General features: G+C 66.3%; 20 protein-coding genes. 16 read left to right on the top strand and 4 right to left on the bottom strand.

Annotated features, from left to right (window positions below):
- The first annotated feature begins 4 nt into the window (after positions 1-4).
- The 3 genes from FHW97_RS10755 to folE all read left to right on the top strand — a co-directional run bounded on the left by FHW97_RS10755 (position 5) and on the right by folE (position 2,662).
- Positions 5-334 carry a septum formation initiator family protein gene (locus FHW97_RS10755; RefSeq protein ID WP_043608143.1) on the top strand — a complete coding sequence of 110 codons (330 nt, stop codon included), beginning with the start codon at positions 5-7 and terminating at the stop codon, positions 332-334.
- Between the two features lie 79 nt (positions 335-413).
- Positions 414-1,994: a phospholipase D-like domain-containing protein gene (locus tag FHW97_RS10750; protein WP_171798978.1), complete on the top strand. Its 1,581-nt coding sequence runs from the start codon at positions 414-416 to the stop codon at positions 1,992-1,994.
- A gap of 41 nt (positions 1,995-2,035) precedes the next feature.
- Complete coding sequence (folE, locus tag FHW97_RS10745; protein ID WP_054131001.1) at positions 2,036-2,662, top strand: GTP cyclohydrolase I FolE; 627 nt, start codon at positions 2,036-2,038, stop codon at positions 2,660-2,662.
- A gap of 54 nt (positions 2,663-2,716) precedes the next feature.
- On the opposite strand, the gene FHW97_RS10740 is transcribed toward folE, so the two are convergent.
- On the bottom strand, positions 2,717-3,196 hold the full coding sequence (locus FHW97_RS10740) for a peroxiredoxin (RefSeq protein ID WP_054131002.1): 480 nt from the start codon (positions 3,194-3,196) through the stop codon (positions 2,717-2,719).
- 302 nt (positions 3,197-3,498) lie between these two features.
- On the opposite strand from FHW97_RS10740, the gene ahcY reads away from it, so the two are divergent.
- From ahcY to trxA, 8 genes are all read left to right on the top strand, one after another.
- The gene (gene ahcY, locus FHW97_RS10735; protein ID WP_022675552.1) at positions 3,499-4,905 is read left to right on the top strand and encodes an adenosylhomocysteinase; all 1,407 of its coding nucleotides are present in this window, start codon (positions 3,499-3,501) and stop codon (positions 4,903-4,905) included.
- Positions 4,906-5,064: 159 nt separating this feature from the next.
- Entirely contained in the window at positions 5,065-7,422 is a 2,358-nt protein-coding gene (locus FHW97_RS10730; protein ID WP_171792422.1) for a PAS domain-containing sensor histidine kinase, read from the top strand.
- A gap of 124 nt (positions 7,423-7,546) precedes the next feature.
- Positions 7,547-7,993: a tRNA (adenosine(37)-N6)-threonylcarbamoyltransferase complex ATPase subunit type 1 TsaE gene (gene tsaE / locus FHW97_RS10725; RefSeq protein ID WP_022674761.1), complete on the top strand. Its 447-nt coding sequence runs from the start codon at positions 7,547-7,549 to the stop codon at positions 7,991-7,993.
- Positions 7,990-8,982, top strand: coding sequence for an aminoglycoside phosphotransferase family protein (locus FHW97_RS10720; RefSeq protein ID WP_171798977.1), 993 nt, complete (start codon positions 7,990-7,992; stop codon positions 8,980-8,982). Before tsaE ends, FHW97_RS10720 begins: the two co-directional genes overlap by 4 nt.
- Entirely contained in the window at positions 8,979-9,713 is a 735-nt protein-coding gene (locus FHW97_RS10715) for a nucleotidyltransferase family protein (protein ID WP_022674763.1), read from the top strand. Before FHW97_RS10720 ends, FHW97_RS10715 begins: the two co-directional genes overlap by 4 nt.
- Positions 9,713-12,724: a double-strand break repair protein AddB gene (addB, locus tag FHW97_RS10710; protein WP_171798976.1), complete on the top strand. Its 3,012-nt coding sequence runs from the start codon at positions 9,713-9,715 to the stop codon at positions 12,722-12,724. The genes FHW97_RS10715 and addB overlap by 1 nt, the downstream gene beginning before the upstream one ends.
- The gene (gene addA, locus FHW97_RS10705) at positions 12,721-16,176 is read left to right on the top strand and encodes a double-strand break repair helicase AddA (protein ID WP_253941741.1); all 3,456 of its coding nucleotides are present in this window, start codon (positions 12,721-12,723) and stop codon (positions 16,174-16,176) included. The genes addB and addA overlap by 4 nt, the downstream gene beginning before the upstream one ends.
- Positions 16,177-16,276: 100 nt before the next feature.
- Complete coding sequence (gene trxA / locus FHW97_RS10700; RefSeq protein WP_022674879.1) at positions 16,277-16,597, top strand: thioredoxin; 321 nt, start codon at positions 16,277-16,279, stop codon at positions 16,595-16,597.
- Positions 16,598-16,726: 129 nt separating this feature from the next.
- Here trxA and FHW97_RS10695 read toward each other — a convergent pair whose 3' ends face one another.
- From FHW97_RS10695 to argJ, 3 genes are read right to left on the bottom strand one after another with little or no spacing between them, the layout of a single operon-like run.
- Entirely contained in the window at positions 16,727-17,536 is an 810-nt protein-coding gene (locus FHW97_RS10695; RefSeq protein ID WP_171798974.1) for an inositol monophosphatase family protein, read from the bottom strand.
- Entirely contained in the window at positions 17,533-18,138 is a 606-nt protein-coding gene (locus FHW97_RS10690) for a glutathione S-transferase family protein (protein WP_171798973.1), read from the bottom strand. Before FHW97_RS10690 ends, FHW97_RS10695 begins: the two co-directional genes overlap by 4 nt.
- A 6-nt stretch (positions 18,139-18,144) precedes the next feature.
- A complete protein-coding gene (argJ, locus tag FHW97_RS10685) occupies positions 18,145-19,371 on the bottom strand; it encodes a bifunctional glutamate N-acetyltransferase/amino-acid acetyltransferase ArgJ (protein ID WP_171792416.1) in 1,227 nt (408 codons plus the stop codon).
- Positions 19,372-19,513: 142 nt separating this feature from the next.
- Between argJ and FHW97_RS10680 the strand changes: the two genes are divergently transcribed.
- From FHW97_RS10680 to FHW97_RS10660, 5 genes are all read left to right on the top strand, one after another.
- Positions 19,514-20,158, top strand: a complete 645-nt coding sequence (locus FHW97_RS10680; protein ID WP_171798972.1) for an energy transducer TonB — start codon at positions 19,514-19,516, stop codon at positions 20,156-20,158.
- On the top strand, positions 20,155-20,856 hold the full coding sequence (locus tag FHW97_RS10675) for an energy transducer TonB (RefSeq protein ID WP_171798971.1): 702 nt from the start codon (positions 20,155-20,157) through the stop codon (positions 20,854-20,856). The genes FHW97_RS10680 and FHW97_RS10675 overlap by 4 nt, the downstream gene beginning before the upstream one ends.
- A gap of 83 nt (positions 20,857-20,939) precedes the next feature.
- A complete protein-coding gene (locus FHW97_RS10670) occupies positions 20,940-21,206 on the top strand; it encodes a hypothetical protein (protein WP_022674885.1) in 267 nt (88 codons plus the stop codon).
- A 129-nt stretch (positions 21,207-21,335) separates the two neighbouring features.
- Positions 21,336-24,071: a preprotein translocase subunit SecA gene (gene secA, locus FHW97_RS10665; protein ID WP_171798970.1), complete on the top strand. Its 2,736-nt coding sequence runs from the start codon at positions 21,336-21,338 to the stop codon at positions 24,069-24,071.
- 85 nt (positions 24,072-24,156) lie between these two features.
- A complete protein-coding gene (locus FHW97_RS10660) occupies positions 24,157-24,357 on the top strand; it encodes a hypothetical protein (protein ID WP_022674887.1) in 201 nt (66 codons plus the stop codon).
- Positions 24,358-24,537 lie beyond the last annotated feature (180 nt).

Genomic DNA, 24,537 nt, shown 5'->3' with positions numbered 1-24,537 from the left:
CGCTATGAAGCGGCGTCGCCCCAACCTCAAACTGCCTCGCAACAGCGTGACCGAGTCGCTGGCGCTGATCGCGTTGCTGCTGATCGGCGCCTGGGCCGTCGCGGGGCCGAGCGGGCTCTTGGCGTGGAGCGAAAATGCCCACACGCTGGAGCAGCGGCAAAAGGAAGTGGCGCAGCTTTCGGCAGAGCGTGATCGCCTGCAAAACCGGGTCAATCTGCTCGATCCCAAGCATGCCGATCCCGATTTGGTGGGCGAACTGCTGCGCGCCGATCTCAATGTGGCCCATCCCGATGAACTGGTTATCCCTCGGCAGGAAGCCGTGACGAACCAATAACTTCGTGCCGCTCGAACGAGGCACGTGCGATCGTTTGGAATAGGGTGGAACCTCTGCGCCGTCCCGGCGTTGCGCGGGTATGAATGCACCAGAGGGGCCACGCGATCCCGCGTCCGGCGTTGCGCCGTCCGATTCAGCCGTTCATCTCGGCAGCGAGGAAGGGATAGAAGAAGGCGTGTGGCGCTATGCCCGCGCAACGCGTGCCCATGCCGTGGTCGATGCGGCAGATTACTTTGCCCTGATGCGTGATGCGATGCTGGCGGCGCGCCAGCGCATCCACTTGATCGGTTGGGATTTCGACACGCGCATCCTGATCGGCGACGGGCGGCGCTGGTGGAACCTGCCGCGCAAGCGCGTGGCGCCGGCGCGGCTGGGCGCCTTCGTGGTGTGGCTGGCCAACCGCCGCCGCGGGCTGGAAGTTCTGGTGCTGAAATGGAATTTCGGCGCGCTCAAGGCACTGATGCGCGGGTCGATGGTGGTTGACCTGTTCCGCTGGTGGCGCCATCCGCGCATCGGCTACAAGCTGGACGCGGCCCATCCGATCGGCTGCAGCCATCACCAGAAGATCGCAGTGATTGACGATTGCTTTGCCGTGTGTGGCGGGATCGACATGGCGGGAGACCGCTGGGACACGCGCGACCATATCGATGAAGATCCCAGGCGGCGGCGGCCCGGTGGCCAGCCCTATGGCCCATGGCACGATTGCACGATGCTGCTGGAAGGGCCGGTGGCGGCGGCGCTGGGCGAATTTGGCCGCACCCGCTGGCACCAGGCCGGTGGGCGCCATCTCGAGCCCTGCCGCCCCCAGACGGAAAGCGCGTGGCCCAATGGCATCGTGGCGCAGTTCACCGATGTGGAAGTGGGCATTGCCCGCACGCGCTCACCCTATGCCAATATTGCCGAAGTGCGCGAAATCGAGGCGCTGTTCTGCCGCCAGATTGCCGCAGCAAAGCACTTCATCTATGCCGAAAACCAGTATTTCGCCTCGCGCCGCGTGGCCGAGGCGCTGGCCGCGCGGCTCGACGCGCCAGATGCGCCCGAAGTCGTTCTGGTGATGCCGCAAGAGTCGGACGGATGGTTGGAGCAGGCGGCGATGGACCTGGCCCGCATCCAGTTGTTCGAAGCGGTGAAATGCCACGATCCGCATGGGCGCTTTTCGATCTGGCATCCGTTCACCAAAGGGGGAACGCCGATCTATGTCCATGCCAAGCTGATGATCGTGGACGATCAGGTGCTGCGCATCGGCTCTGCCAACATGAACAACCGCTCGATGGGCCTGGACAGCGAATGCGACGTGTTCATCGATGCGGGGCGGCCGGGTAACGACCACGCCATGCCGGCAATCCGCGCCTTGCGCCATTCGCTGTTGGCAGAGCATTGCGGACTGGCCGAAGAGCAGGTAGCGGCGGCCTTGGCCGATGGCGGCAGCATGGCTGCGCTGGCGGCTGAGTCGGCCAAGGCGGGCGGGCGGCATCTGCGGCCGTTCGTGCCTCGGCCACTGACCGAGGCCGAACAGGCCCTGGCCGATTCCGAAGCGCTCGACCCCGAGCGCCCCGAGGAAATGCTGGCCTTCTACCAACGCGGGCGCCTGTGGCGTGGCGGGCTGGGCAGGAAGCTGGCAAAGTTGCGGCGCCGGCGCGGCAACGCGACACAGGATTGACGCACGGGCCGCGTTGTCCGGGCATTGAGGACGGGACCAGTATGACGAATTTGCCGGGCTGCGGCCATGATCATGGCGATGACGAAGATACCGCGCGCGGCAAGGTGCCGGTGCCGCCCCATGTGCAGCAGGCGATCCGCACCCTGATCGAATGGGCTGGTGACGATCCAGCGCGCGAAGGCCTGATCGATACGCCCAAGCGCGTGGCGCGGGCGTGGCTGGAATATTGTCAGGGCTATGCCGAAGATCCGGCAGTGCACCTCACGCGCACTTTTGCCGAGGTGGGCGGCTATGACGAGATCGTCGTGCTCAAGGACATTCCGTTCCAATCGCATTGCGAACACCACATGGCGCCGATCACCGGCAAGGCATCGATCGCCTATCTGCCGCAAAACCGCGTGGTGGGAATTTCCAAGCTGGCGCGCGTGTTGCACGGCTATGCCCAGCGGCTGCAGATCCAGGAACGGCTGACCGCCGAAGTCGCGCAATGCATCTGGGATCACCTCCACCCGCAAGGCGTGGCCGTGGTGATCGAGGCGCAGCATGGCTGCATGACCGGGCGCGGCGTGCGCACGCCGGGCGTGGGCATGGTGACGAGCCGGCTGCTGGGCTGCTTCCTGGCGGATTCGCGCAGCCGCAAGGAAGTGATGAGCTTGATGGGCTATTGATCGCCGGCGCGCCGGCTGCCCCATCGCGGAGGCAGCCGGCGCGCCGGTATCAGCTCACAGCTTTTCGAGCACGTATTCCGCCGCGCTGACCTTGAAGTCGCCCGGCGCTTCGACGTGGAGCTGTTCGACCACGCCATCGTTGATCACGGCGGCAAAGCGCTGGCCGCGCAGGCCCAGGCCAAACCCGGTGCCGTCCATCGTCAGGCCGAGCGCCTTGGCGAAATCGCCATTGCCATCGGCCAGCATCGTCACCTCGGGCGAGCCGCTGGCTTCGCCCCAGGCCTTCATCACGAACGGATCGTTGACCGCGGTGCAGGCGATTTCATCGATGCCCTTGGCCTTGAGTTCGGCGGCCTTGTCAACATAGCCCGGCAGGTGGCGGGCCGAGCAGGTGGGGGTGAAAGCGCCCGGCACCGAAAACAGGGCGACGCGCTTGCCCTTGAAGTATTCAGCCGACTGCACGGCTTCGGGGCCGTCCTTCGTGGCCTTGACCAGCTTCACATCGGGCAGGGTTTCGCCAACGGTGATCGTCATCCCCAAATTCCTTTCATTGTCATCCGCCACGAGGGAGTGGCGGCCGGTTGGGGATATAGGCGCAGGGCAGGGGCGTGCAACCGCCGCGCGCGGCAGGGCGTGGGGAAATTCGCGTTGCCGCGTGGCGGCAGGTGGCGGCACCAAGATTGCGGGTTGGCCAGCATCGGTAGGAATGCCGATATAAAGACTTCTTTATATTAACGTTGCCCTGTGCAGACGGAGCGGCTAAGAGCGGCCCATCAGCGGCCTGCCCCTGGCGGGTCTTTTTTGCGTTCAGACGCCCTTTTGTACGGAGATGCCTCGTGGCCAGCGCGCTCGAAGCGAACAAGGACTATGTCATCGCCGATCTCGGCCTGGCCGATTTCGGCCGCGCGGAAATCGCCATTGCCGAAACCGAAATGCCCGGCCTCATGGCGCTGCGGCAGGAATTCGGCGCTTCGCAGCCCTTGAAGGGCGCGCGCATCACCGGCTCGCTGCACATGACGATCCAGACCGCCGTGCTGATCGAAACGCTGGTTGCCTTGGGCGCCGATGTGCGCTGGGCCACCTGCAACATCTATTCCACGCAGGACCATGCCGCCGCCGCGATCGCCGCAGCGGGCATTCCGGTGTTCGCCGTGAAGGGCGAAAGCCTGGCGGATTACTGGGACTATGTCGGCCGCATCTTCGACTGGGGCGATGACACTGCCAACCTGATCCTGGACGATGGCGGCGACGCCACCATGTTCGCGCTGTGGGGCGCGCGCGTGGAAGCGGGCGAAACCCTGTTCGAGCCCAGCAACGCCGAAGAAATCGAATTCTGCCGCGCGCTCAAGGCGTTCCTCAAGGCCAAGCCCGGCTACCTGACCGAGAGCGTCAAGGCCATCAAGGGCGTTTCGGAAGAAACCACCACGGGCGTGCACCGCCTTTACCAGATCGCCAAGGACGGCAAGCTGCCGTTCCCGGCGATCAACGTGAACGATTCGGTGACCAAGTCGAAGTTCGACAACCTCTATGGCTGCAAGGAATCGCTGGTCGACGCGATCCGCCGCGCCACCGACGTGATGCTGGCCGGCAAGGTTGCGTGCGTGGCTGGCTTTGGCGACGTGGGCAAGGGTTCGGCCGCATCGCTGCGCAATGGCGGCGCCCGCGTTATGGTCACCGAAGTCGATCCGATCTGCGCGCTGCAGGCGGCGATGGAAGGCTATGAAGTGGTGACGATGGAAGAAGCCGTCACCCGCGCCGACATCTTCGTGACCGCCACCGGCAACGAAGACGTGATCACCGCCGAGCACATGAAGGCGATGAAGCCGATGAGCATCGTGTGCAACATCGGCCACTTCGACAGCGAAATCCAGATTTCGGCCCTGTCGAACTACAAGTGGACCGAAGTGAAGCCCGGCACCGACCTGGTCGAATTCCCGGACGGCAAGCAGATCATCATCCTCGCCAAGGGCCGCCTGGTGAACCTGGGCTGCGCCACCGGCCACCCCAGCTTCGTGATGAGCGCCAGCTTCACCAACCAGACGCTGGCCCAGATCGAACTGTTCACCAAGGCCGATCAGTACAAGAACGACGTCTATGTGCTGCCCAAGCACCTGGATGAAAAGGTCGCCGCGCTGCACCTCGAAAAGCTGGGCGTGAAGCTGACCAAGCTGAGCGACAAGCAGGCTAGCTATATCGGCGTGACCCCGCAGGGGCCGTTCAAGCCGGATCACTATCGCTATTGATCCCGGATACATGACCGGCTGCGTGTCGGGCATGGCTGCAAGCGCCCTGCATCCCTTGGGATGTGGGGCGTTTTGCTGCGCGGATACTTGCGCGGGATCGGGCGAATTTCGCGCCGGTTGCGGTTGTATTTCGCCCGCGTGCAGCCTAGCCAAGGGGTGATGCTGTCTCATTCGCCTGCCGCTGTTGCCGTGACCGTTGCCGTGGCGCTGCTGCTGGCAGGCTGGACGCTGGCGGCGGGATGGGCCGTGCTGGCCGCAAGGGCGCGCATGCGCCGCGCCGAACATGCCGAGCGGCTGGCCCGCAAGCTGACCCGCATGGTCGATGAAGCGCCGGCCCTGCCGCTGCTGGTGCGCGCCGACGGGCGGATCGAGGGCGCCTCGCGCCTGGCCGGGTGGATGGGCCTGGATGCCATGCCGGGCTATCTGACCGAACTGGACGGTGGCGAAGGGCGCGGGCTCGACGCCGAAAGCCTGGCGGCGCTGGCCGATGCGGTGCGCCACACGCAAAAGACCGGGGCGCCGCTTGCGCTGTCGCTGGTCCCGCGCGGCGGGGTAACTGCCCTGGCGGTGCGCGGCAGCCTGGCCGATCCGCAGATCGCGCCGGGCGATGCGGCCTTGCTGTGGTTTTTCGACGCGACCGACAGCGTGGCAGAAATCCGGGCCCTGCGTGCCGAGGCAGAGCAGGCCCATGCCGACTTTTCCGGGCTGGCCGGCCTGATCGAAGCCGCGCCCCTGCCGATGTGGTTTCGCGATGCGGCAATGCGCCTGCGCCTGGTCAACACCGCCTATGTGCGCGCGGTGGGCGCGGCGAGCGCGGCATCGGTGGTGGAGAACGGCATCGAACTGGTCGAGCCGGTCGACGGCCTGAGCGCGGCGCACATTGCTGCCGATGTCTTTGCCCAGCGCCGCCCGGCCGAGCGGGTGGTTTCTGCAACCATCAACGGCCAGCGCCGCACCATGCGCGTCAGCGACCTGCCGATCGCTGGCGAAGGCGTGGCCGGCTATGCCGTCGATATCGAGCAGATGGAGGAATTGACCCGCCAGTTTCGCCGCTTCCGCGATGCCCAGCGGCAGATGCTCGATACGCTGTCGGCCGCGATTGCGCAGTTCGACGCTGGCCGCAACCTGGTCTTTGCCAACCAGCCGTTCCTGCGCATCTTTGGCATCAGCCCGAGTTGGGTCAACGATACGCCGCCGTTCGATCGCGTGCTCGATCGCTTGCGCGATGGCGGCAAGCTGCCGGAAGTGCGCGATTTTCCGCAATGGCGGCGCGAGCGGCAGGCCTGGTTCCTGGCACGCGAGCCGCGCGAGGAGCCCTGGCACCTGCATGATGGCACTCATCTGCGCGTGGTGGGCCAGCCGATGCCCGATGGCGGCCTGCTGCTGATCTTTGAAGACCAGACCGAGCAGCTGCAGCTTTCCGCCACGCGCGACACATTGCTGCGCACCCGCACCGCCACGTTCGACAACCTGTTTGAATCGCTCGCCGTGTTTGGGCCAGACAGCCGCCTGCAGCTGTGGAACCGGCGCTTTACCCAGGATTGGCGACTGGACGAGGAATTTCTCGGCAGCCATCCGCGCGCCGATCTGCTGCTCACGCGGTTGGCCGGCCTGCTCAAGCGCCCGGCGCAAGTGGGGATGATCGGCCAGGTGATCCAGGCCGCCACGCTGGAACGCAAGCAGACCAGCGGCCGGCTGTCACTGGCCGATGGGCGCCATCTGGAATTTGCCGGGGTGCCGCTGCCCGATGGCAATGGCCTGCTCACCGTGCTGGATATCACGGATTCGCAAAAGGCCGAGGCCGCACTGCGCGAACGCAATGCCGCGTTGACCGAGGCGGACGCGGTGAAGACGCGGTTCATCGCCAACATGAGCTATGAATTCCGCAACCCCCTGAACTCCATCGGCGGCTTTGCCGAAATGCTGCAAAGCGGGCTGGCCGGGGAATTGACGCCGCAGGCGCGCGATTATGTCGCGGCGATCCTCTCGTCGGTAGAGCGGCTGGGCGAGCAGATCGAGAACGTGCTCGACCTGTCGCAGAGCGAGGCGGGCATGCTGCCCTTGGCGCGCGATGCGGTGGATGTGTTCCCCTTGCTGGCCGACGTGGTGCGCGAGCGCGCCGAGCGGATCAACGCGGCCGGACTGGCGCTCGATCTGCGCGGCAGCCAGGCCGTGGGCAAAGTGACCGGAGACGCGCGCCGGTTGCGCCGTGTGTTTGGCCAGTTGATCGACAATGCCATTGCTGCAACCCCGGCGGGTGGGCGTATCCTGGTGGAATGCACGCGCGGCGCGCGCGATCTCCGCGTGGTGATTTCCGACAATGGCCGCGGCATGGATGCAGCGGCGCTGGCCCGCGCGATGGAGGGCTTGAAGCTCGCCGCCGACGGCCGCACGGCAGAGCGGCGCCAGGGCCTTGGCTTGCCGCTGGTACGCCAGTTGATCGATGCCCACGGTGGCCGCTTTGAACTGGTTTCCGAACCGGGCGAGGGCACCAGTGCCATCGTGACGCTGCCGTGACTGCAGGCGTCGTGAAGGGCCCCGGATCAAGTCCGGGGCGACGGGAATATGATAGACATACTTCCCTCGTTACCGTCACCCCGGACTTGATCCGGGGTCCCGCTTCTCTCTAGCGCGACGCCCCATGACCACGATCCCGCTTCCCGATATCGCCGCCACCCAGGCCCTCGCCACCCGCATCGCGGCAAAACTGCGGCCCGGTGACGTGCTGGCGCTGGAAGGCACGCTGGGCGTGGGCAAGACCACGCTGGCGCGTGAATTGCTGCGCGCGCTGGGTTATGTCGGCGATGTGCCGTCGCCCAGCTTTACTATCATCGAAACCTATGATCCGCCGCAGGTGCACCTGCCAGTGGTCCATGCCGATTTCTATCGCCTGGAAGACCCGGCAGAGGCCGAGGAGATCGGGCTTGACGACTATCGCCAGGGCGCCGTGCTGATTGCTGAATGGCCCGATCACGCCGGCGGTTTCGGGCATGAGCCCGATTGCCTCACGCTGCGTCTGGAAATCGCGGAAAACGGGCGGCAGGCCATTGTCTTGGCCGGCAAGGGATGGTTAGAGCGGCTGCCATGACCAGCACTCTTCCTGCCGGAATCGATGCTTTCCTCGCCCGTGCGGGCTGGACGGGCGCAAGAATCGAACCCTTGCCGGGCGACGCCTCTTTCCGCCGCTATTTCCGCGTGCGCCGGGGCGAGCAGAGCGCGATGCTGATGCATGCGCCGCCACCGCAGGAAGACCCGCAGCCCTTCCTGCGCGCCGCCCGCTGGCTCGATGGCAATGGCCTGCGCGCACCGGAAATCCTGGCCGAAGAAGCGGGCGAGGGCTGGGTCTTGCTCGAAGACTTTGGCGACACGCGCATGCGCGAATATGTCGACGCCTGGCCGCAGGATGAAGACACCGTCTATCGCGCTGCGATCGATACACTGGTGCAACTGGCGCAGCTGCCGGCCGGGCCATTCACCGCCTATGGCATGGCCGAATACATGCGCGAGGTGCGGCTGTTCATCGAATGGTTCTGCCCGGCGCGGGCGATCTATGTCGATGTGGCAGGGTTCCAGGCGGCGTGGGAACAGGTCTTGGCCCCGTTGCTGCCGGCGCAGCGCCCCGGCGTGACCGTGCTGCGCGATTATCACGCCGAGAATATCATGCTGCTGGGCGGGCTGGATCAGCAAGGCCTGCTTGATTTCCAGGACGCGCTGGCCGGCCATCCGGCCTATGACCTGGTATCGCTGTTGCAGGATGCGCGGCGCACCGTTTCGCCCGAGCTTGAGGCGCGCATGCTCGACTATTACCTGGCCAAGGCGCAGCCGCAGGGTGATTTCCGGGCGGATTATGCCCGCCTTGGGGCGCAGCGTAATACCAAGATCGTGGGCATTTTCGTGCGGCTGTGGAAGCGCGATGGCAAGCCGCGCTATCTCGATTACATTCCCCGCGTCTGGGCCATGCTGGAACGCGACCTGGCCCATCCCGCGCTGGCCCCGGTGGCGGCGTGGTTTGACGCCAATATCCCGGCAGAGCTGCGCGATCCGGCCGGGCGCCTGGGTGGGAGCTTTGCCGAATGAGCCGCGATCCGCGCAAGCCGCTGGTGTCTGACACCGCGATGGTGCTGGCCGCCGGCATCGGCAAGCGGATGCGTCCGCTGACCGTCACCCGGCCCAAGCCGCTGGTGCGCGTGGCGGGCAAGCCGCTGATCGACCATGCGCTCGACAAGCTGGCCGAAGCCGGCGTGACCCGCGCCGTGGTCAATGTGCACTACCTGGCCGACCAGCTCGAAGCCCATGTCTTGGCGCGTGACGTGCCCAAGGTCATGGTGTCTGACGAGCGCGAGACGCTGCTGGAAACCGGCGGCGGGCTGGTCAAGGCGCTGCCGCTGATCGACCGTGACACATTCTTCTGTCTCAACAGCGACAACATCTGGCTCGATGGGCCGCGCAATGCCTTTGCTGCGCTCGGCGATTTCTGGGACGAGGAGCGGATGGACGCGCTGCTGTTGCTGGTCAGCCATGCGCAGGCGTTCAACTATACCGGCATGGGCGATTTCCATATCGACCAGATGGGCCTGGTTTCGCGGCGCAAGCCGGGAAGGGTGGCGCCCTATATCTTTACCGGCATCCAGATCGTGTCGCGCCGCCTGTTGCGCGATGCGCCGCAGGGCAGCTTTTCCACCGGGCGCCTGTGGGACCGGGCTATTGCCGAAGGGCGCCTCTATGGCCTACCGCACACCGGGCTGTGGTATGAAGTGGGCGCGCCGGAAATGATCGCCCCCACCCAAGCCGCGCTGACGCAATACTGATGGCGGGCGCCGCCCGGCCCAGCGTCTATACCATTGCCGCGCACCGGGGATTTGCCGATGCGCTGGTCGCCGGGCTGATCCCGCGCTATCGCGAAGACACGTTTGGCCTGGCCCGGCTGACGCTGCTGTTGCCCAGCCAGCGCGCCGTGCGCAACCTGACCGAGGCCTTCATTCGCGCGTCTGGCGGCGGGCTGTTGCTGCCACGCATGGCGGTGGTGGGCGATCTCGATCTCGACGAGACGCTCGGCGCGCTGCTCGATCCCCTTGGCGGCGGAACCGTGGCACCACCGGCCTGCGATCCGGTGGTGCGCCTGCTGCGCCTGGCGGAGATCCTGCGCGAGGAACTGGCCGCGCTGGGCATCGTGCGGGGCGAGGCAGGCTTGCTGCGCCAGGCGCGGAGCCTCGCCCAGTCGCTCGATCGGCTGGCCGCCGAAGAGGTCAGTCCCGAACAGTTGCTGACGATCGACATGCTGCCCGAACTGGCCGAACACTGGCAGGACAGCCTGCGCCTGTTCGCGCGGGTGCAGGTGCGCTGGCAGTTCGAACTGGATGCGCGCGGGCAAGTGGATGCGCCGGTGCGGCGCAACCTGCTGCTGACCCATGCGGCGCAGGCGTGGCGCGCCGCTCCGCCGCTCCATGCGGTGATCGCCGCCGGGGTCACCTCTGCCGCGCCGGCGATCGCCCGCCTGCTGCGTACCGTGGCCGATCTGCCGCAAGGCGCGGTGGTGCTGCCCGATCTTGACCTGGCCTTGGAGCCAGAGGTGTGGGACGCGCTGGGCCAGGCCGGCGCCAGCGAGGAGCCGGGCGGGCCGCCGTTTGGCCGCGGCGACCAGGTCACCCATCCGCAATACCACCTGAAACTGCTGCTGCATCGCATGGGCCTGTCGCGCGACGATGTGCGCAACTGGCACCGCGCCGGCATCGCTGCGGCCCCGCCGGCGCGCAGCCGTGCCATTTCCAACCTGTTCCTGCCGCCCGAGGCAAGCACGGCGTGGGTAAAGCTGGCAGCGCCTGAACGGCGCCTGGCGGGTGTGCGCCTGATGCACAGCGCCCATCCCGAGGAAGAGGCGCAGGCCATCGCCGTGCTGGTGCGCGAGGCGCTGGCCGTGCCCGAACGGCGCGTGGCGGTGGTCACCCCCGATCGCGGCCTGGCGCAGCGGGTGATCGCCCATCTTGGCCGCTGGAACATTGCCGCCGACGATACCGCCGGCCGCCCGCTGCCGCAGACGGTCGCCGGGCGCCTGCTGCTGCAACTGGCGCAGGCCTGGGCCGAACGCGCCGCGCCGGTGGGCTTGCTGGCGCTGCTCGGACACCCGCTGGTCATGGCGGGCGAAGGGCGCGCCGCATGGCTGGAGCGGGTGCGGCAACTGGACATGGTGCTGCGCGGGCCGCGCCCCGGGCCGGGGCTGGAGCCGATCCGCGATGCCATTCGCGATCCCGATCGCAAGTGGGACAAGCGCTTTCCCGGCCTTGCCGCGTGGTGGGATGGGGTGGAACTGCTGCTCGCGCCGCTGCTGGCCGGCCATGCCGCGCTGCCGCTGGGCGCCAGCATCGACCTGTTGGCCGAGATGGCCGAGGCGCTGTGTGGTTCCGCGCTTTGGGCCAATGCCGATGGCCGCTGCCTGGCGCAGTTTGTCGAACAGTGGCGCGATGCGGCGGCGCAGGCCGGCGGCCTACCGGTCGATCCGGCCGAGGTGCCGGCGCTGCTGCGCGATGCGATGGACGAGATTTCGGTGCGCCCGCCCTATGGCGGCCATCCGCGCCTCGCGATCTATGGCCTGCTCGAAGCGCGGATGAGCCGCGCCGACCTGGTGATCTGCGCGGGCATGACCGAAGGGTCGTGGCCCGCATCGCCCGCGCCCGATCCGCTGCTGGCACCGCCGGTGCTGCGCGCGCTGGGCATTCCCGGCGCCGATTTCCGCATCGGCTTGGCGGCGCACGATCTGGCCGCGATGCTGGGCGCGCCTGAGGTGGTGCTGAGCTTTGCCGAGCGCGACGCAGGTGGCCCAGCCATCCCGTCGCGCTTCCTGCTGCGCATCCGCGCCATGCTGGGCGAAGATGGCGTGGCATGGGAACGCGACGCGGTGGACCTGGCGCAGGCGCTCGATGCCGCGCCCCAGGCCGCCGCCTATCCGCGCCCGCGCCCGATGCCATCGCCGCAGCAACGCCGCGTCGATATTGCCGGGACCGCGCTCGATCGCCTGCGCTCAGACCCCTATCAGTTCTATGCCTCGGCCATTCTTGGCCTCAGGAGCCTGGACCCACGCGATGCCGATCCCACCCCGGCCTGGCGCGGCACGGCGGTGCACGCCATTCTGGAAGAGTGGCACCAGGCCGGCGCGCCGCCGGGCGAACTGGTGCCGCTGGCCGAACGCAAGCTGGCGGAAATGAGCGCACACCCGTTCATGCGCAGCCTGTGGCGCCCGCGCCTGACTGCCGCGCTGGCTTGGATCGAGGACGAGCAGGAAAGCCTGCTGGCCGATGGGCGCCGCGTGGGCGCGTTCGAATGCTGGGGCGATACGCAGGTCAATGGCATCCGCATCTTTGGCCGGGCCGACCGCATCGACCTGCTGCCCGATGGCACCCTGGCGATAGTCGACTACAAGACCGGCACGCCGCCATCGGGGCGGATGGTGCAGGAAGGCTTTGCCCTGCAACTGGGGCTGGTCGGCCTGATCGCCCAGGCTGGCGGCTTCAAGGACAAGGACGGCCGCGTGACCGTGGAGGGCGAGCCGACGCGCTTTGAATACTGGTCCCTGGCGCGCAACCGCGAGCGCGGCTTTGGCTATCGCGAAGAGCCGATCCTGGAAGGGCGGCGCAAATCGGGCATCCCGCGCGAGGATTTCCTGCCCGAAACCCGCCGCTTTCTGGACGAGGCGATTGCCCGCTGGATTCTGGGCAACGAGCCGTTCGTGGCCAGGCTCAATCCCGATCTGCCCAGCTATGCCGATTATGACCAGCTCATGCGGCTGGAAGAATGGCAGGGCCGCGGCGGGGGCGAGAGCGCATGAGCAAGGTCTATCCCCTCAAGGGCAACCAGGCGCGCGCCGTGGCGCCGCATCGCACGGTGTGGCTGTCCGCCTCGGCCGGCACGGGCAAGACCCAGGTGCTTTCGGCACGCGTGCTACGGCTGTTGCTGCAAGACGGGGTGGAGCCGGAAAATATCCTGTGCCTGACGTTTACCAAGGCGGGGGCGGCGGAAATGGCCACCCGCGTCAACGATGTCCTGGCGCGCTGGGTGCGGCTGGATGATCTGGCGCTGTTCCAGGAACTGGAGGCGATCGGCGCCGACGCACGCCCGGAAACCCTGGCGCGGGCGCGTAGCCGCTTTGCCGCCGTGCTCGATTGCCCGGGCGGCGGCCTGCGGATCGAGACGATCCACGCCTTTTCACAGTGGCTGCTGTCGGCCTTTCCGGTGGAATCGGGCCTGTTGCCCGGCACCCGCGCGATGGAAGACCGCGACCGTGAACTGCTGGTGCGCGAAGTGCTGGCGCAGATGCTGGTGGAAGCAGAGGAAGCGGGTGACGAAGGTCTGCTCGATGCGCTGGCCCACCTGGCGCTGCGCATGGACCAGGGCAGCGTTATCGGCTTTTTGCTGCGCTGTGCCAAGGCGATCGACCTGTGGCAGGAACCCGGCGCATGGCGCCCGCCGCTGCGCCCGCGCATCAACCAGATGCTCGGCCTGGCCGCAGATGAGGATGGCAGCGGCGTGGCCGCGCTCTGTGCCGACGATGCGTTTGATGTGGCCTCGGTGCGGCGCTGCATGGCCGCCAATGCGGCTTGGGGCACCAAGACCGGCATCGATGCGGCCAACATGATGGGCGATTGGCTGGCCGCCGATCCGCAGGCGCGTCTGGCCGGGATCGACGATTTCGCCAAGCTGTTCCTGACGGCCAAGGGTGAGGCGAAATCCACCCGTAACCTGGATAAGCACGAGCCGGCCTATGCCGATTACCAGGCCCGCGTGATCGCCGGGATTACGGCGCTGCGCGATCGCCTCGCGCTGGTCAATCTGGCGGCGCTGCTCGATCCCGCGCTCACCGTCGGGCGGCGCTTTGCCCTGGCGTGGGAGGCGGCGAAGGCGCGCGAAGGCTTCATCGATTTCGACGACCAGATCCGCACCGCCGCCGCGCTGTTGACCGAACGCACCACGGCCGACTGGATTCGCTACAAGCTCGATCGCCGGTTTGATCACGTGCTGGTGGACGAGGCGCAGGATACCAACGAGGCGCAGTGGCGCATCGTGCTCGATGGCCTGGTGCAGGATTTCTTTTCCGGCCAGGGACAAAGCCAGCGAGATCCGCGCACGCTGTTCGTGGTGGGCGATTACAAGCAGGCGATCTTCCGTTTCCAGGGCACGAGCCCGGAAAACTTTGCCAAGGCGCGCGAGCGGGTGCGGCGCGAACTGGCTGGCCTGGCCGAGGCGATGGACGAGCCCGAGCGGGCGCTGCTCTCGCTCGGCCTGGGGCAGTCCTATCGCACGGCGATGCCGATCCTGGCCTTTGTCGACCGCGCGATTGCCGCCATCGGCCCTGATCGCTTTGGCCTGCCCGAAGCGCCCGAACCCCATGTGGGGGATGTGCGGCCGGGCCTGGTGCGGCTGTGGCGGCCGGTGGGCGAGGGCGACGGGGACGAAGAAGAGCTGCCCGAAGCGGGCGAGGAGGGCGGCGAAAACTGGCTCTCGCGCCCCGATCGCGATCTGGCCGACCGGCTGGCGCGCCAGGTGCGGCAATGGCTCGATACGGGATTTCCGCTGCACAAGGGCACCCCGCGCAACGCCCGTGCGGGCGACGTGATGATCCTGGTGCGCAAGCGCAAGGACTTGGCCGGGCTGATCGTGGCGCGCCTGCATGCGCGCGGCGTGCCGGTGGCGGGGGTGGACCGGCTGCGGCTGGGCGCGCCGCTGGCGGTGAAGGATCTCATGGCCGCGCTGCGCTTCTGCGCGCAGCCGCTCGATGATCTTAACCTCGCCAACCTGCTGGTGTCGCCGCTGATCGCGTGGAGCCAGGAAGACCTGCTCGAGCGCGGCTATCGCAAGGATGGCGTGCGGCTGTGGACGCATCTGGCGCACAGCCGCGATCCCGCGACCGTGCAGACGGTGGAGCAATTGCTCGACCTGTTGCGCCGCGCCGATTTCGAACCGCCAGCGCAACTGCTGCACTGGCTGCTGGTGGGGCCGTGGCGGGCGCGGTTCAAGCTGGTGGCGCGGCTGGGGCGTGAGGCCAACGATCCGATTGACGAACTGCTCAACGCCGCAATGGCCTATGCCACGGGCCAGGTGCCCAGCCTGGTCGGTTTTGTGCAATGGTTCGACAGCGGCGATGGCGAATTGAAGCGCGAGGCGGGGCAGGCCGCCGATCTGGTGCGGGTAATGACCGTGCACGGATCAAAGGGGCTGCAGGCGCCGATCGTGATTCTGGCCGATGCTGCCGATGATCCCGACGCCGCCATGGCGCGTGGCAGCGAACTGGTGGAGCATGGGCCGGGCCAGCGCCCGCGCGGCGTGCCGCTGCCCACGTTGCGCAAGGAAGAAAAGGCCCCGCCGGTGCGCGCTGCAGAAGAGCAGGCTGCGCGGGAAGAGCGTGCGGAACATTGGCGCCTGCTCTATGTCGCGCTGACCCGCGCCGAAGAAGCGCTGTTCATCGCCGGCGCCTGGCCGCCATCGCGCAAGGAACTGCCGGCTGACAGCTGGTATGCCCGGCTTGCGCCCTTGTTCGGCGAGGACGAGGCGTGGGAGCCGGACGCCATCTGGGACGGCGCGCGCAGCATCGGCATACCCGGTCCGCCGGTGGTGGAGGCGCCGCGCACGGTCGAAAACCTGGGGCTGCCGCTGCTGCCGCCCTGGCTTACCACCCCGATCGGCCCCGAACCGCGCCCACCGCGCCCGCTGGCGCCATCGGCGCTGGGCGAGGACGAGGCACCCGATCCGCCCACGCGGCCTGGGCCTGGCGCGCTGTTGGCGGCGCGGCGCGGCACCTTGATCCACAAGCTGATCGAGCGGCTGCCCGCTGTGGCAGCGCCCGATCGGGCCGAAGCGGCGCTGGCCTGGCTGGCGCGGCAAGGCGCGGAATTTGATGCTGATGCCCATGCCGACATGCTGCGTGCCGCGCTTGCCGTGCTCGATCATCCCGATTGGCAGGCGGTATTCGGCCCCGGATCGCTGGCCGAAGTGCCGCTGGCCGCCGTGGTCGAAGGCCGCGTGGTATCGGGCACGATCGATCGCCTGCTCATCGCACCCGATCGCGTGCTGATCGTGGATTTCAAGACGGCGCGGCGTCCGCCCGCCAGCCTGGCGGATGTTCCGGCGGCCTATCTGCGGCAGATGGCGGCCTATGCCGCCGCGCTGACCACGATCCATCCCGATCGCGCGGTGGAGGCGGCGCTGCTCTATACCCACGCCCCGCAACTAATCGCCATTCCCGCAGAAGTTCTGGCGCGGCACCACCCCATGGCCGCGACATAGCTTTTGCAGGGGCGCCCCCAACAAACCTTTCGCGCATCCCGGTTGCCAAGCGCGCGGCAAATCCTAGATACCATCCCAACTGATCAACGGAGTTTCGTTCATGTCGACCAAAGCCGTCACCGACGCCAGCTTTTCCACCGAAGTCCTTCAGTCCGACAAGCCCGTGCTGGTGGATTTCTGGGCCGACTGGTGTGGCCCGTGCAAGATGATCGCCCCGGCGCTGGAAGAAATCGCCGAAGAACTGGCTGACAAGGTGACCATCGCCAAGGTGGACATCATGGAAAACACCACCATCGCCAGCGATTTCGGCGTGCAGTCGATTCCGCTGCTGATCCTGTTCAAGGATGGCAAGCCGGTGGCGCAGAAGCTGGGCGCCGCGCCCAAGAGCCAGCTCAAGGGTTGGCTGGAAAGCGTTCTGTAAAGTTACAAAGCCGCCCCTCCGTCAGGCCTGCGGCCTGCCACCTCCCCACGGTGTGGGGAGGATCTTCTTGATCCTCCCTGCCGAAGGCGGGGAGGGGGACCACCCGCAGTGCGGGTGGTGGAGGGGCAATTACAAACCCGCCAGCCGTTCGGCCATGGCATCGAACAGCGCCGGCGTGCTGGCGGCAATCAGGCCTTTTTCGCCCAACTGATCGACGCGATAGGGCCGCCCATCGGGCCGCGCGGCCTTGCCGCCGGCTTCGTTGACGAACAAGACCCCGGCGGCATGGTCCCAGGCCAGGGTGCGTTCGAAAATCGAGACATCGTTCACCCCCAGCACCAGGCGCGGGTATTGCTCGGCCGCGCAGCGCGGAATGTCCACCACGCTGTAATGCGGCAGGATATGCTGGCGAATCGCCTCGCGCTGCGCGGCGTCCATGAACACGGTGGAAATCGCGGCAACCGGCGGCACCTGACTGGTCGCTGTGGCGCGCACCGGCTGGCCATTTACAAACGCGCCCCGGCCCAGTTGTGCGGTGCAGAGCCGGCCGGATGGCACATCGTGAATCCATCCCGCCACGCACTGCCCATGCTCGGCCAGCGCGATCAGCACGCCAAACGGCGGTTTGCCGGCAGCAAAATTGTTGGTGCCATCGAGTGGATCGATGATCCAGCACAGCCCATCGCCCAGCCGTTCCATCAGCGCCGGATCGGCATGGGCGGCTTCCTCGCCCACGATAGTGGCCTGGGGCAGGATCGTGGCGAGCCCCTCGCTCAGCAGCCGTTCGGCGTGGGTATCTGCCACGGTGACCACGTCGTTGACGGCCTTGTTGATCACGTCAGCCTCTGAAAGCTGGCGATAGCGCGGGGCGATGGCTTCCTGCGCCACGCGGGCGATCAGCGCGCTGACGGCGGCGTCGATCTCGGGCGTCCAGCTCATGTGAACGGCACCGCGGCAATGGCCTGGAAGCCGGGACGGGTACGCAGCCGTTCCATCCAAGCCTCCACATGGGGCAGGGCCGGCCGTTCAATCGGCAGGCTGAACCAGGTGTGGGCATAGGTGCCCATGGGGATATCGGCGACGCCAAAGCTGTCGCCAGATAGAAACGGTTGCCGTGCCAGCTGCGCGTCAACCATCGCCATCAGCGTGGCGCAGGCGCTGGCAGACTTGGCCACTATCGGATCGCTGCCATCCTTGCCGCCGCGCACGCAGCCCAGGAATGCATCGCGCTGCGCATCGGCATAGAGGAACTGCCAGTCCATCCACTGGTCACCCTGTGCGCGGATTGCCGGATCGGCCGGCCACAGCTGCGGCGCATGGGCAGCGAACAGATAGCGCAGGATCGCATTCGATTCCCATACCGCCACGCTGCCGTCCTCGATCATCGGCACCAGGCGGTTGGGGTTCTTTGCCAGGTATTCAGGCGTATAGCCAAAGCTACCACCCATATCCCGCCGCTCGAAATCCAGGCCGCATTCGTGCGCGCCCCAGACCACCTTCTTGACGTTGTGCGAATTGATCCGCCCCCAGATGATCAGCATGGCCGCTCAGCTCCGGTAATCGGCGTTGATCGAGATATAGCCATGCGTCAGGTCGCAGGTCCACACCGTGGCGCGGCCCTGGCCGAGGCCCAGGTCGACCTCGATCGAAATTTCGCGGCCCTTGAGGTGCGCGGCCACCGGCGCTTCATCGTAATCGGCGAGTGGCTGCCCGTCCGTGGCTGCCCAGGTGCCGCCAAAGCCGATCGACAGGCGGTCGCGGTCGGCCGGTTCGCCGGCCTTGCCCACGGCCATCACCACGCGGCCCCAGTTGGCGTCTTCCCCGGCGATGGCGGTTTTCACCAGTGGGGAATTGGCAATGGCCAGGCCGACGCGGCGGGCGCTTTCGTCGGAAACAGCGCCTGAAACGGCCACGGCGATGAACTTCTGCGCGCCTTCGCCATCCTTGACCACCAGATGCGCCAGTTCGCGGCACACCTGCTCCAGCGCGGCGGCGAAGGCTTCCCCGCCCACGTCGTCGCGGCTGGTAATCGGAGTATTGCCCGCCTTGCCGGTGGCAAAGGCCATGACCGTGTCGCTGGTGGAGGTATCGCTATCGACCGTGATGCACGAGAACGTGCGCTGGTTCGCGGCCGACAGGCATTCCTGCAGGAACGCTGGCGACACCGCAGCGTCGGTGAAGATATAGCCCAGCATCGTGGCCATGTCGGGCGCGATCATGCCCGAACCCTTGATGATCGCCGACAGCGTTACCGTGGTATCGCCCACGATCGCGGTGGCCGTGGCGCCCTTGGCAAAGGTGTCGGTCGTGCCGATGGTGTTGGCCGCCTCTTCCCAGGTGCAGGGCGTGGCCAGCAGTGCGGCCTCGATCCCGGCGCGGGCCTTGTCCTTGGGCAGCGGCACGCCGATCACGCCGGTGGACGAGACGAACACCGCCTCGCGCGCGCAGCCCAGGTGCGTGGCGACGTGGTCCATGATCGCCTCTACCGCTTCACGCCCGCGATAGCCGGTAAAGGCGTTGGAATTGCCGGCATTGACCACCAGGGCGCGCGCGGCGCCTTGTGCTACATTCTGCCGCCCCAGTTCCACTTCGGAGGAACAGCATACGTTGCGGGTGAACACACCGGCCACGGCCGTGCCTTCGTCCAACTCCACATAGGTCAGGTCGCAGCGTCCCCAATCCTTGTACCCGGCACGGGCCACGCGCGGGGTCACGCCGGCAATCGCGGGCAGGGCGGGGAAGGGCGAGGCGAGCGGGGAAACGGCGTCTGACATGGCCGCGTTCCCTAGCGATTCGATTTCCCGCCGTCCATGGCTGAGCCGGCCGCGGCACGCCGCTGGGCAGACAATTGACGCAAGAATGTGGCACCGGCATCACTTTGCCATGAAACGGGGAAACAGACACATGCAGCATGCGATGCGCCACGCGTTCTTGATCGGCTTGGGAGTAATGCTCTGCGTGCCGGCTGCGGCGATGGCGCGCCCGCGATCGCGCCCGCCGGTCGAAACACCGGCCAAGCCCAATGGCGACGCCGGGCAATGGGTTTTGCCTGACGATTATCCTCCTGCGGCGCTGCGCAACAACGATACCGGCACGACCGGCTTCCGCTTGACTTATGACGAAACGGGCAAGGTGACCGATTGCGAGGTGACGGCAAGCAGCGGCTATGCCGATCTCGACGCCACCACCTGCCGGGTGTTGCTGCTGCGGGCCAGCTTCATACCCGGCACCCGCAATGGCAAGCCGGTGGCGAGCGCTTATACCAGTTCGGTGAAGTGGAATATCCCCGACAACGGGGACGACGACGATGATCCCGATACGCCGCGCACCCTGCCGACCGCGTACAAGGGCCAACTGGTCTATACCATTGCCGCCGATGGCACGGTGGCGCGGTGCGAGGCGGTGGAAAACGATGGCACGCGGCACGAGGTGGCAGCTGGCTCCGGCCTGGTCGCCTGTCCGGCTGGCAAGACATTCCCCATTCCGCGCGATGCTGGCGGAAAGCCCGTGGCGCGGCGCGTGACCACCACGTTTTCCGTTGCGGTCGACGATGTGCCATGAACCGCGCCATCCCGGTTGACGCGCCCGTGTTCGCGCATCATCACGGTGGCTACAACGCATCAGGGACAGGGAACGGGGCAATGGCGCGGAAACTGACGGCGACGAGCTTGGCCATCGGGTTGCTGATCGGGATGCCGGCGCTGGCGCAAGACTCGACCCCGGGGCGGCCTGTCACCAATCCCGGGACATGGATCTCGGCGGCGGATTATCCGGCCAGCGCACTGCGCAATGCCGAACAGGGCGCAGTCCACTTTGCGCTGACCTATGACACCACCGGCATGCCCACTACGTGCGAAGTGACGGCAAGCAGCGGTTCGTCGCAGCTGGATGATACCACGTGCCGGATACTGATGGCACGGGCGCGGTTCGTGCCCGGCACCAAGCATGGCAAGCCTGTGGGCGATACCTTTCGCAGTTCCATCAACTGGCGCCTGCCCGGTGGGGGAGGCGGCAACGGCCTCAATGTTGTTCCGGCGCCCACCAAGCAGCAAATGGCGTTCGTGGTTGGTGCCGACGGCAAGGTGTTGCGCTGCGAGGCGTCTGAAAATGGCGGGGCATGGCATGAGGTTGCGCCGGGGACCGGCCTGATTTCCTGCCCCGTGGGCAAGCGGTTCGCGCCGGCCAAGGATGCGACGGGCCGAACCGTTGCCAAGCGGGTGACGGTAACCTTCACCATCGCTGTGGACGATGCATCCTGAGCGTGCGTTCCAGCGCTTGGGTTGAATCAAAATCTGCCGATTGCGCTTTACGCGCGGCGAGCCGTTCCCTATCTCCCATCGCAATGCGCTTTTTGCTTGTCCTGTTTGCCCTGCTCAGCGGCCTGTCGCTGCCCGAGGTGGCCAATGCCACCACGCGCACCGAAGTGGCGGGCGCCGAGCATGCCGGGCTGGCAGTGGCCCCGGTGGCCGCGCATTGCGTGGTCCAGGCGGCGCGGGTGCGCGCTGCGCGCCCGGTTTTCGACGTGGCGCAGCAGGCCGTGCCGGCGATGTTTGCGCCGTTCGCGCTGGCCAGCACCGCCACCTATCGCAGCGACCGCGCGCGCGAATAAGCCGCGCTGCTGCCCCGTTGCGGGCACCAATCCCTGACTTTCGCGTTGCCGGCCCGATGCGCGCCCGAATTTTATCACGGCCCGCGCCCGGCACTTGCCATACCCATTCGCATAACAGGAAACACCGCCATGCTCGGCGCCCTTGCCAAGTCCATTTTCGGTTCGTCCAACGATCGCTACGTCAAGTCGCTCGACAAGCAGGTGAAGAAGATCGCCGCTTTCGAGCCGGAAGTGCAGTCGATGAGCGACGAACAGCTTGCCGCGCAGACGGTGAAGTTCCGCGCCGCCCTCGAAGCGGGTATGAGCCTCGATGACCTGCTGCCCGAAGCCTTTGCCACGGTGCGCGAAGCGGCCGTGCGCACCATGGGCATGCGCCACTTCGACGTGCAGATGATCGGCGGCATGGTGCTGCACCGGGGCGAAATCGCCGAAATGCGCACCGGCGAAGGCAAGACCCTGGTGGCGACGCTGGCGGTCTATCTCAACGCGCTGGAAGGCAAGGGTGTTCACGTCGTGACCGTGAACGACTACCTCGCCAAGCGCGACGCCGAGACGATGGGCGTGCTCTACAAGTTTCTTGGCCTGACGGTGGGCGTGATCGTGCCCAATCTCAACGAGTATGAGCGGCGCGAGGCCTATGAGGCCGATATCACCTATGCCACCAACAACGAGTTGGGCTTCGACTACCTGCGCGACAACATGAAGCATGAACGCTCGCAAATGGTGCAGCGGCCGTTCAACTATGCGATCGTCGACGAAGTGGACTCGATCCTGATCGACGAGGCGCGCACCCCGCTGATCATTTCCGGCCCCACCGACGACAAGAGCGACCTCTATATCTCGGTCGATGCGGTGGTGAAGCAGATCGATCCTTCGCTCTATGAAGCCGACGAAAAGACCAAGAGCATCACCCTGACCGAAGACGGCGTGGAATGGGTGGAGCGCGCGCTGGAGGCAGATGGCCTGCTGGTTGGCTCCAACCTCTATGACGTCGAAAACACCATGGTGGTGCACCATCTCGACCAGGCGCTGAAAGCCAATGTCATGTTCAAGCGTGACATCGACTACATCGTCAAGGACGACAAGGTCATCATCATCGACGAGTTCACCGGCCGCATGATGGATGGCCGGCGCTGGTCGAACGGCCTGCACCAAGCGGTGGAAGCCAAGGAAGGCGTCAAGATCGAGCCGGAAAACCAGACCATGGCCTCGATCACCTTCCAGAACTACTTCCGCATGTATCCCAAGCTTTCGGGGATGACCGGGACCGCCGCGACCGAGGCGACCGAGTTCTTCGAAATCTACAAGATGAATGTCGTTACCATTCCCACCAACGTGCCGGTGCAGCGCGTGGACGAGGAAGACGAGTTCTACAAGAACACGCTCGACAAGTTTGCCGCGATCGCCAAGCTGATCCGCGAGAAGAACGAGATCGGACAGCCGGTGCTGGTGGGCACCGTGTCGATCGAAAAGTCGGAACTGCTGAGCGAGTTCCTCAACCGCGAAGGCGTCAAGCACGCCGTGCTCAATGCCCGCTTCCACGAAATGGAAGCGCACATCGTGGCCCAGGCCGGCCGCCTTGGTGCGGTGACCATCGCCACCAACATGGCCGGGCGCGGCACCGACATCAAGCTGGGCGGCAACCTTGAATTCCGCATGGAGGACGAGCTGCGCGACGTGCCCGAAGGGCCGGAGCGCGATGCCGCGATCGCGCGCATGGCGGCCGAAATCGACGCGGAAAAGGCCAAGGTGCTGGAAGCCGGCGGCCTGTGCGTGATCGGCACCGAGCGGCACGAAAGCCGCCGCATCGACAACCAGCTGCGTGGCCGTTCGGGCCGCCAGGGTGACCCGGGCCTGTCGAAGTTCTACCTGTGCCTGGAAGACGATCTGCTGCGCATCTTTGGGCCGGACACGCTGTTTGCCCGCATGATGAATTCCAACCTGGCCGATGGCGAGGCGATCGGCTCGAAGTGGCTGTCCAAGGCCATCGAGACCGCGCAGAAGAAGGTGGAAGCGCGCAACTACGATATCCGCAAGCAGGTTGTCGAATACGACGACGTGATGAACGACCAGCGCAAGGTGATCTACGAGCAGCGCGCCGACATCATGGATGCCGATGCGGTGGACGATGTGGTGGTGGATATGCGCCACGACACGATCAACGCCATGGTTGGCGACGCCTGCCCGCCGGGCTCTTATCCCGAACAGTGGAATATCGCCGGCCTCAAGGAACGCGTGGCCGACGTGCTGGGCATGACGCCGCCGCTCGATGACTGGCTGGAAGAAGACGCGGTGGAAGCCGAGTTGATCAGCGAGCGCCTGATCGCGCTGGCCGATGCGCACATGGCGGCCAAGCTCGACACGGTGGACCGCGCATCGTGGGGCAACCTGGAAAAGTCGATCCTGCTCGAACGCCTCGACCACCACTGGAAGGAACACTTGGCCACGCTCGACGCGCTGCGCCAGGTGGTGTTCCTGCGCGCCTATGCGCAGAAGACGCCGATCAACGAATACAAGCAGGAAGCCTTTGGCCTGTTCGAAAAGATGCTCGACGCGATCCGTGAAGACGTGACCCGCATCCTGATGATCAGCGAAATCCGCATGCAGCCGATGGAAGACTTCCAACTGCCCGAACTGCCCGATTTCCTGACCAGCCATATCGATCCGTTCACCGGCGAAAACGATGCCGTGCCGCAGGTGCCCGGTGCTGCTGCCATGCTCGGCGCGCTGGGTGGCGCGCAGGCTGCGGGCGCTGCTGTGGCGGCGAGCGAAGATCCCTATGCCGGCCAGGGCATCAGCCGCAACGCGCCTTGCCCGTGCGGCTCGGGCCAGAAGTACAAGCACTGCCACGGCCTGGCGGCCTGAGCCTGCTGCTGATCGCAACTTTCCAACCCCGGCTGGCGCAGGCTGGCCGGGGTTTTCCATTCCAAAAAATCCGAAGGAACCGATTGTGGACAAGACCATCAAGCTGACGCTGAGCGAAGATGAAGGCGAAATGATCGTCGACGCGCTGGAAGTTGACCTGGAAGGCTATCTCGAATCCGCCAAGGAAGCGCGCGGCAACAACAACCGCGCCGATGTGGAAACCTTCACCGAAGCGGCCGATCGCATCGCCAAGCTGATCGCCAAGATCCGCGCTAAGCTCGACTGAGGCACAAAAAAGCCCCCTCTTCTTTAGAGGAGGGGGTTGGGGGTGGTGGAAAACACCCCTGAAATTTGCTGTTGATCAGCGGATTTAGAGCGTGATGACATCGGATTGACTCGATAGGGGATTCCCAACGGCTGCGAGTTGTGATTCACGATGTCTGCTGGTGCTGGAGGCCAGCATGGC

Origin of the sequence: Novosphingobium sp. SG754, assembly GCF_013149315.1 — a bacterium.
In the GTDB taxonomy this organism is placed as follows: domain Bacteria; phylum Pseudomonadota; class Alphaproteobacteria; order Sphingomonadales; family Sphingomonadaceae; genus Novosphingobium; species Novosphingobium capsulatum.
The sequence above is the reverse complement of the archived record's forward strand: the minus strand, read 5'-3'. Positions and strand labels throughout refer to the sequence as shown.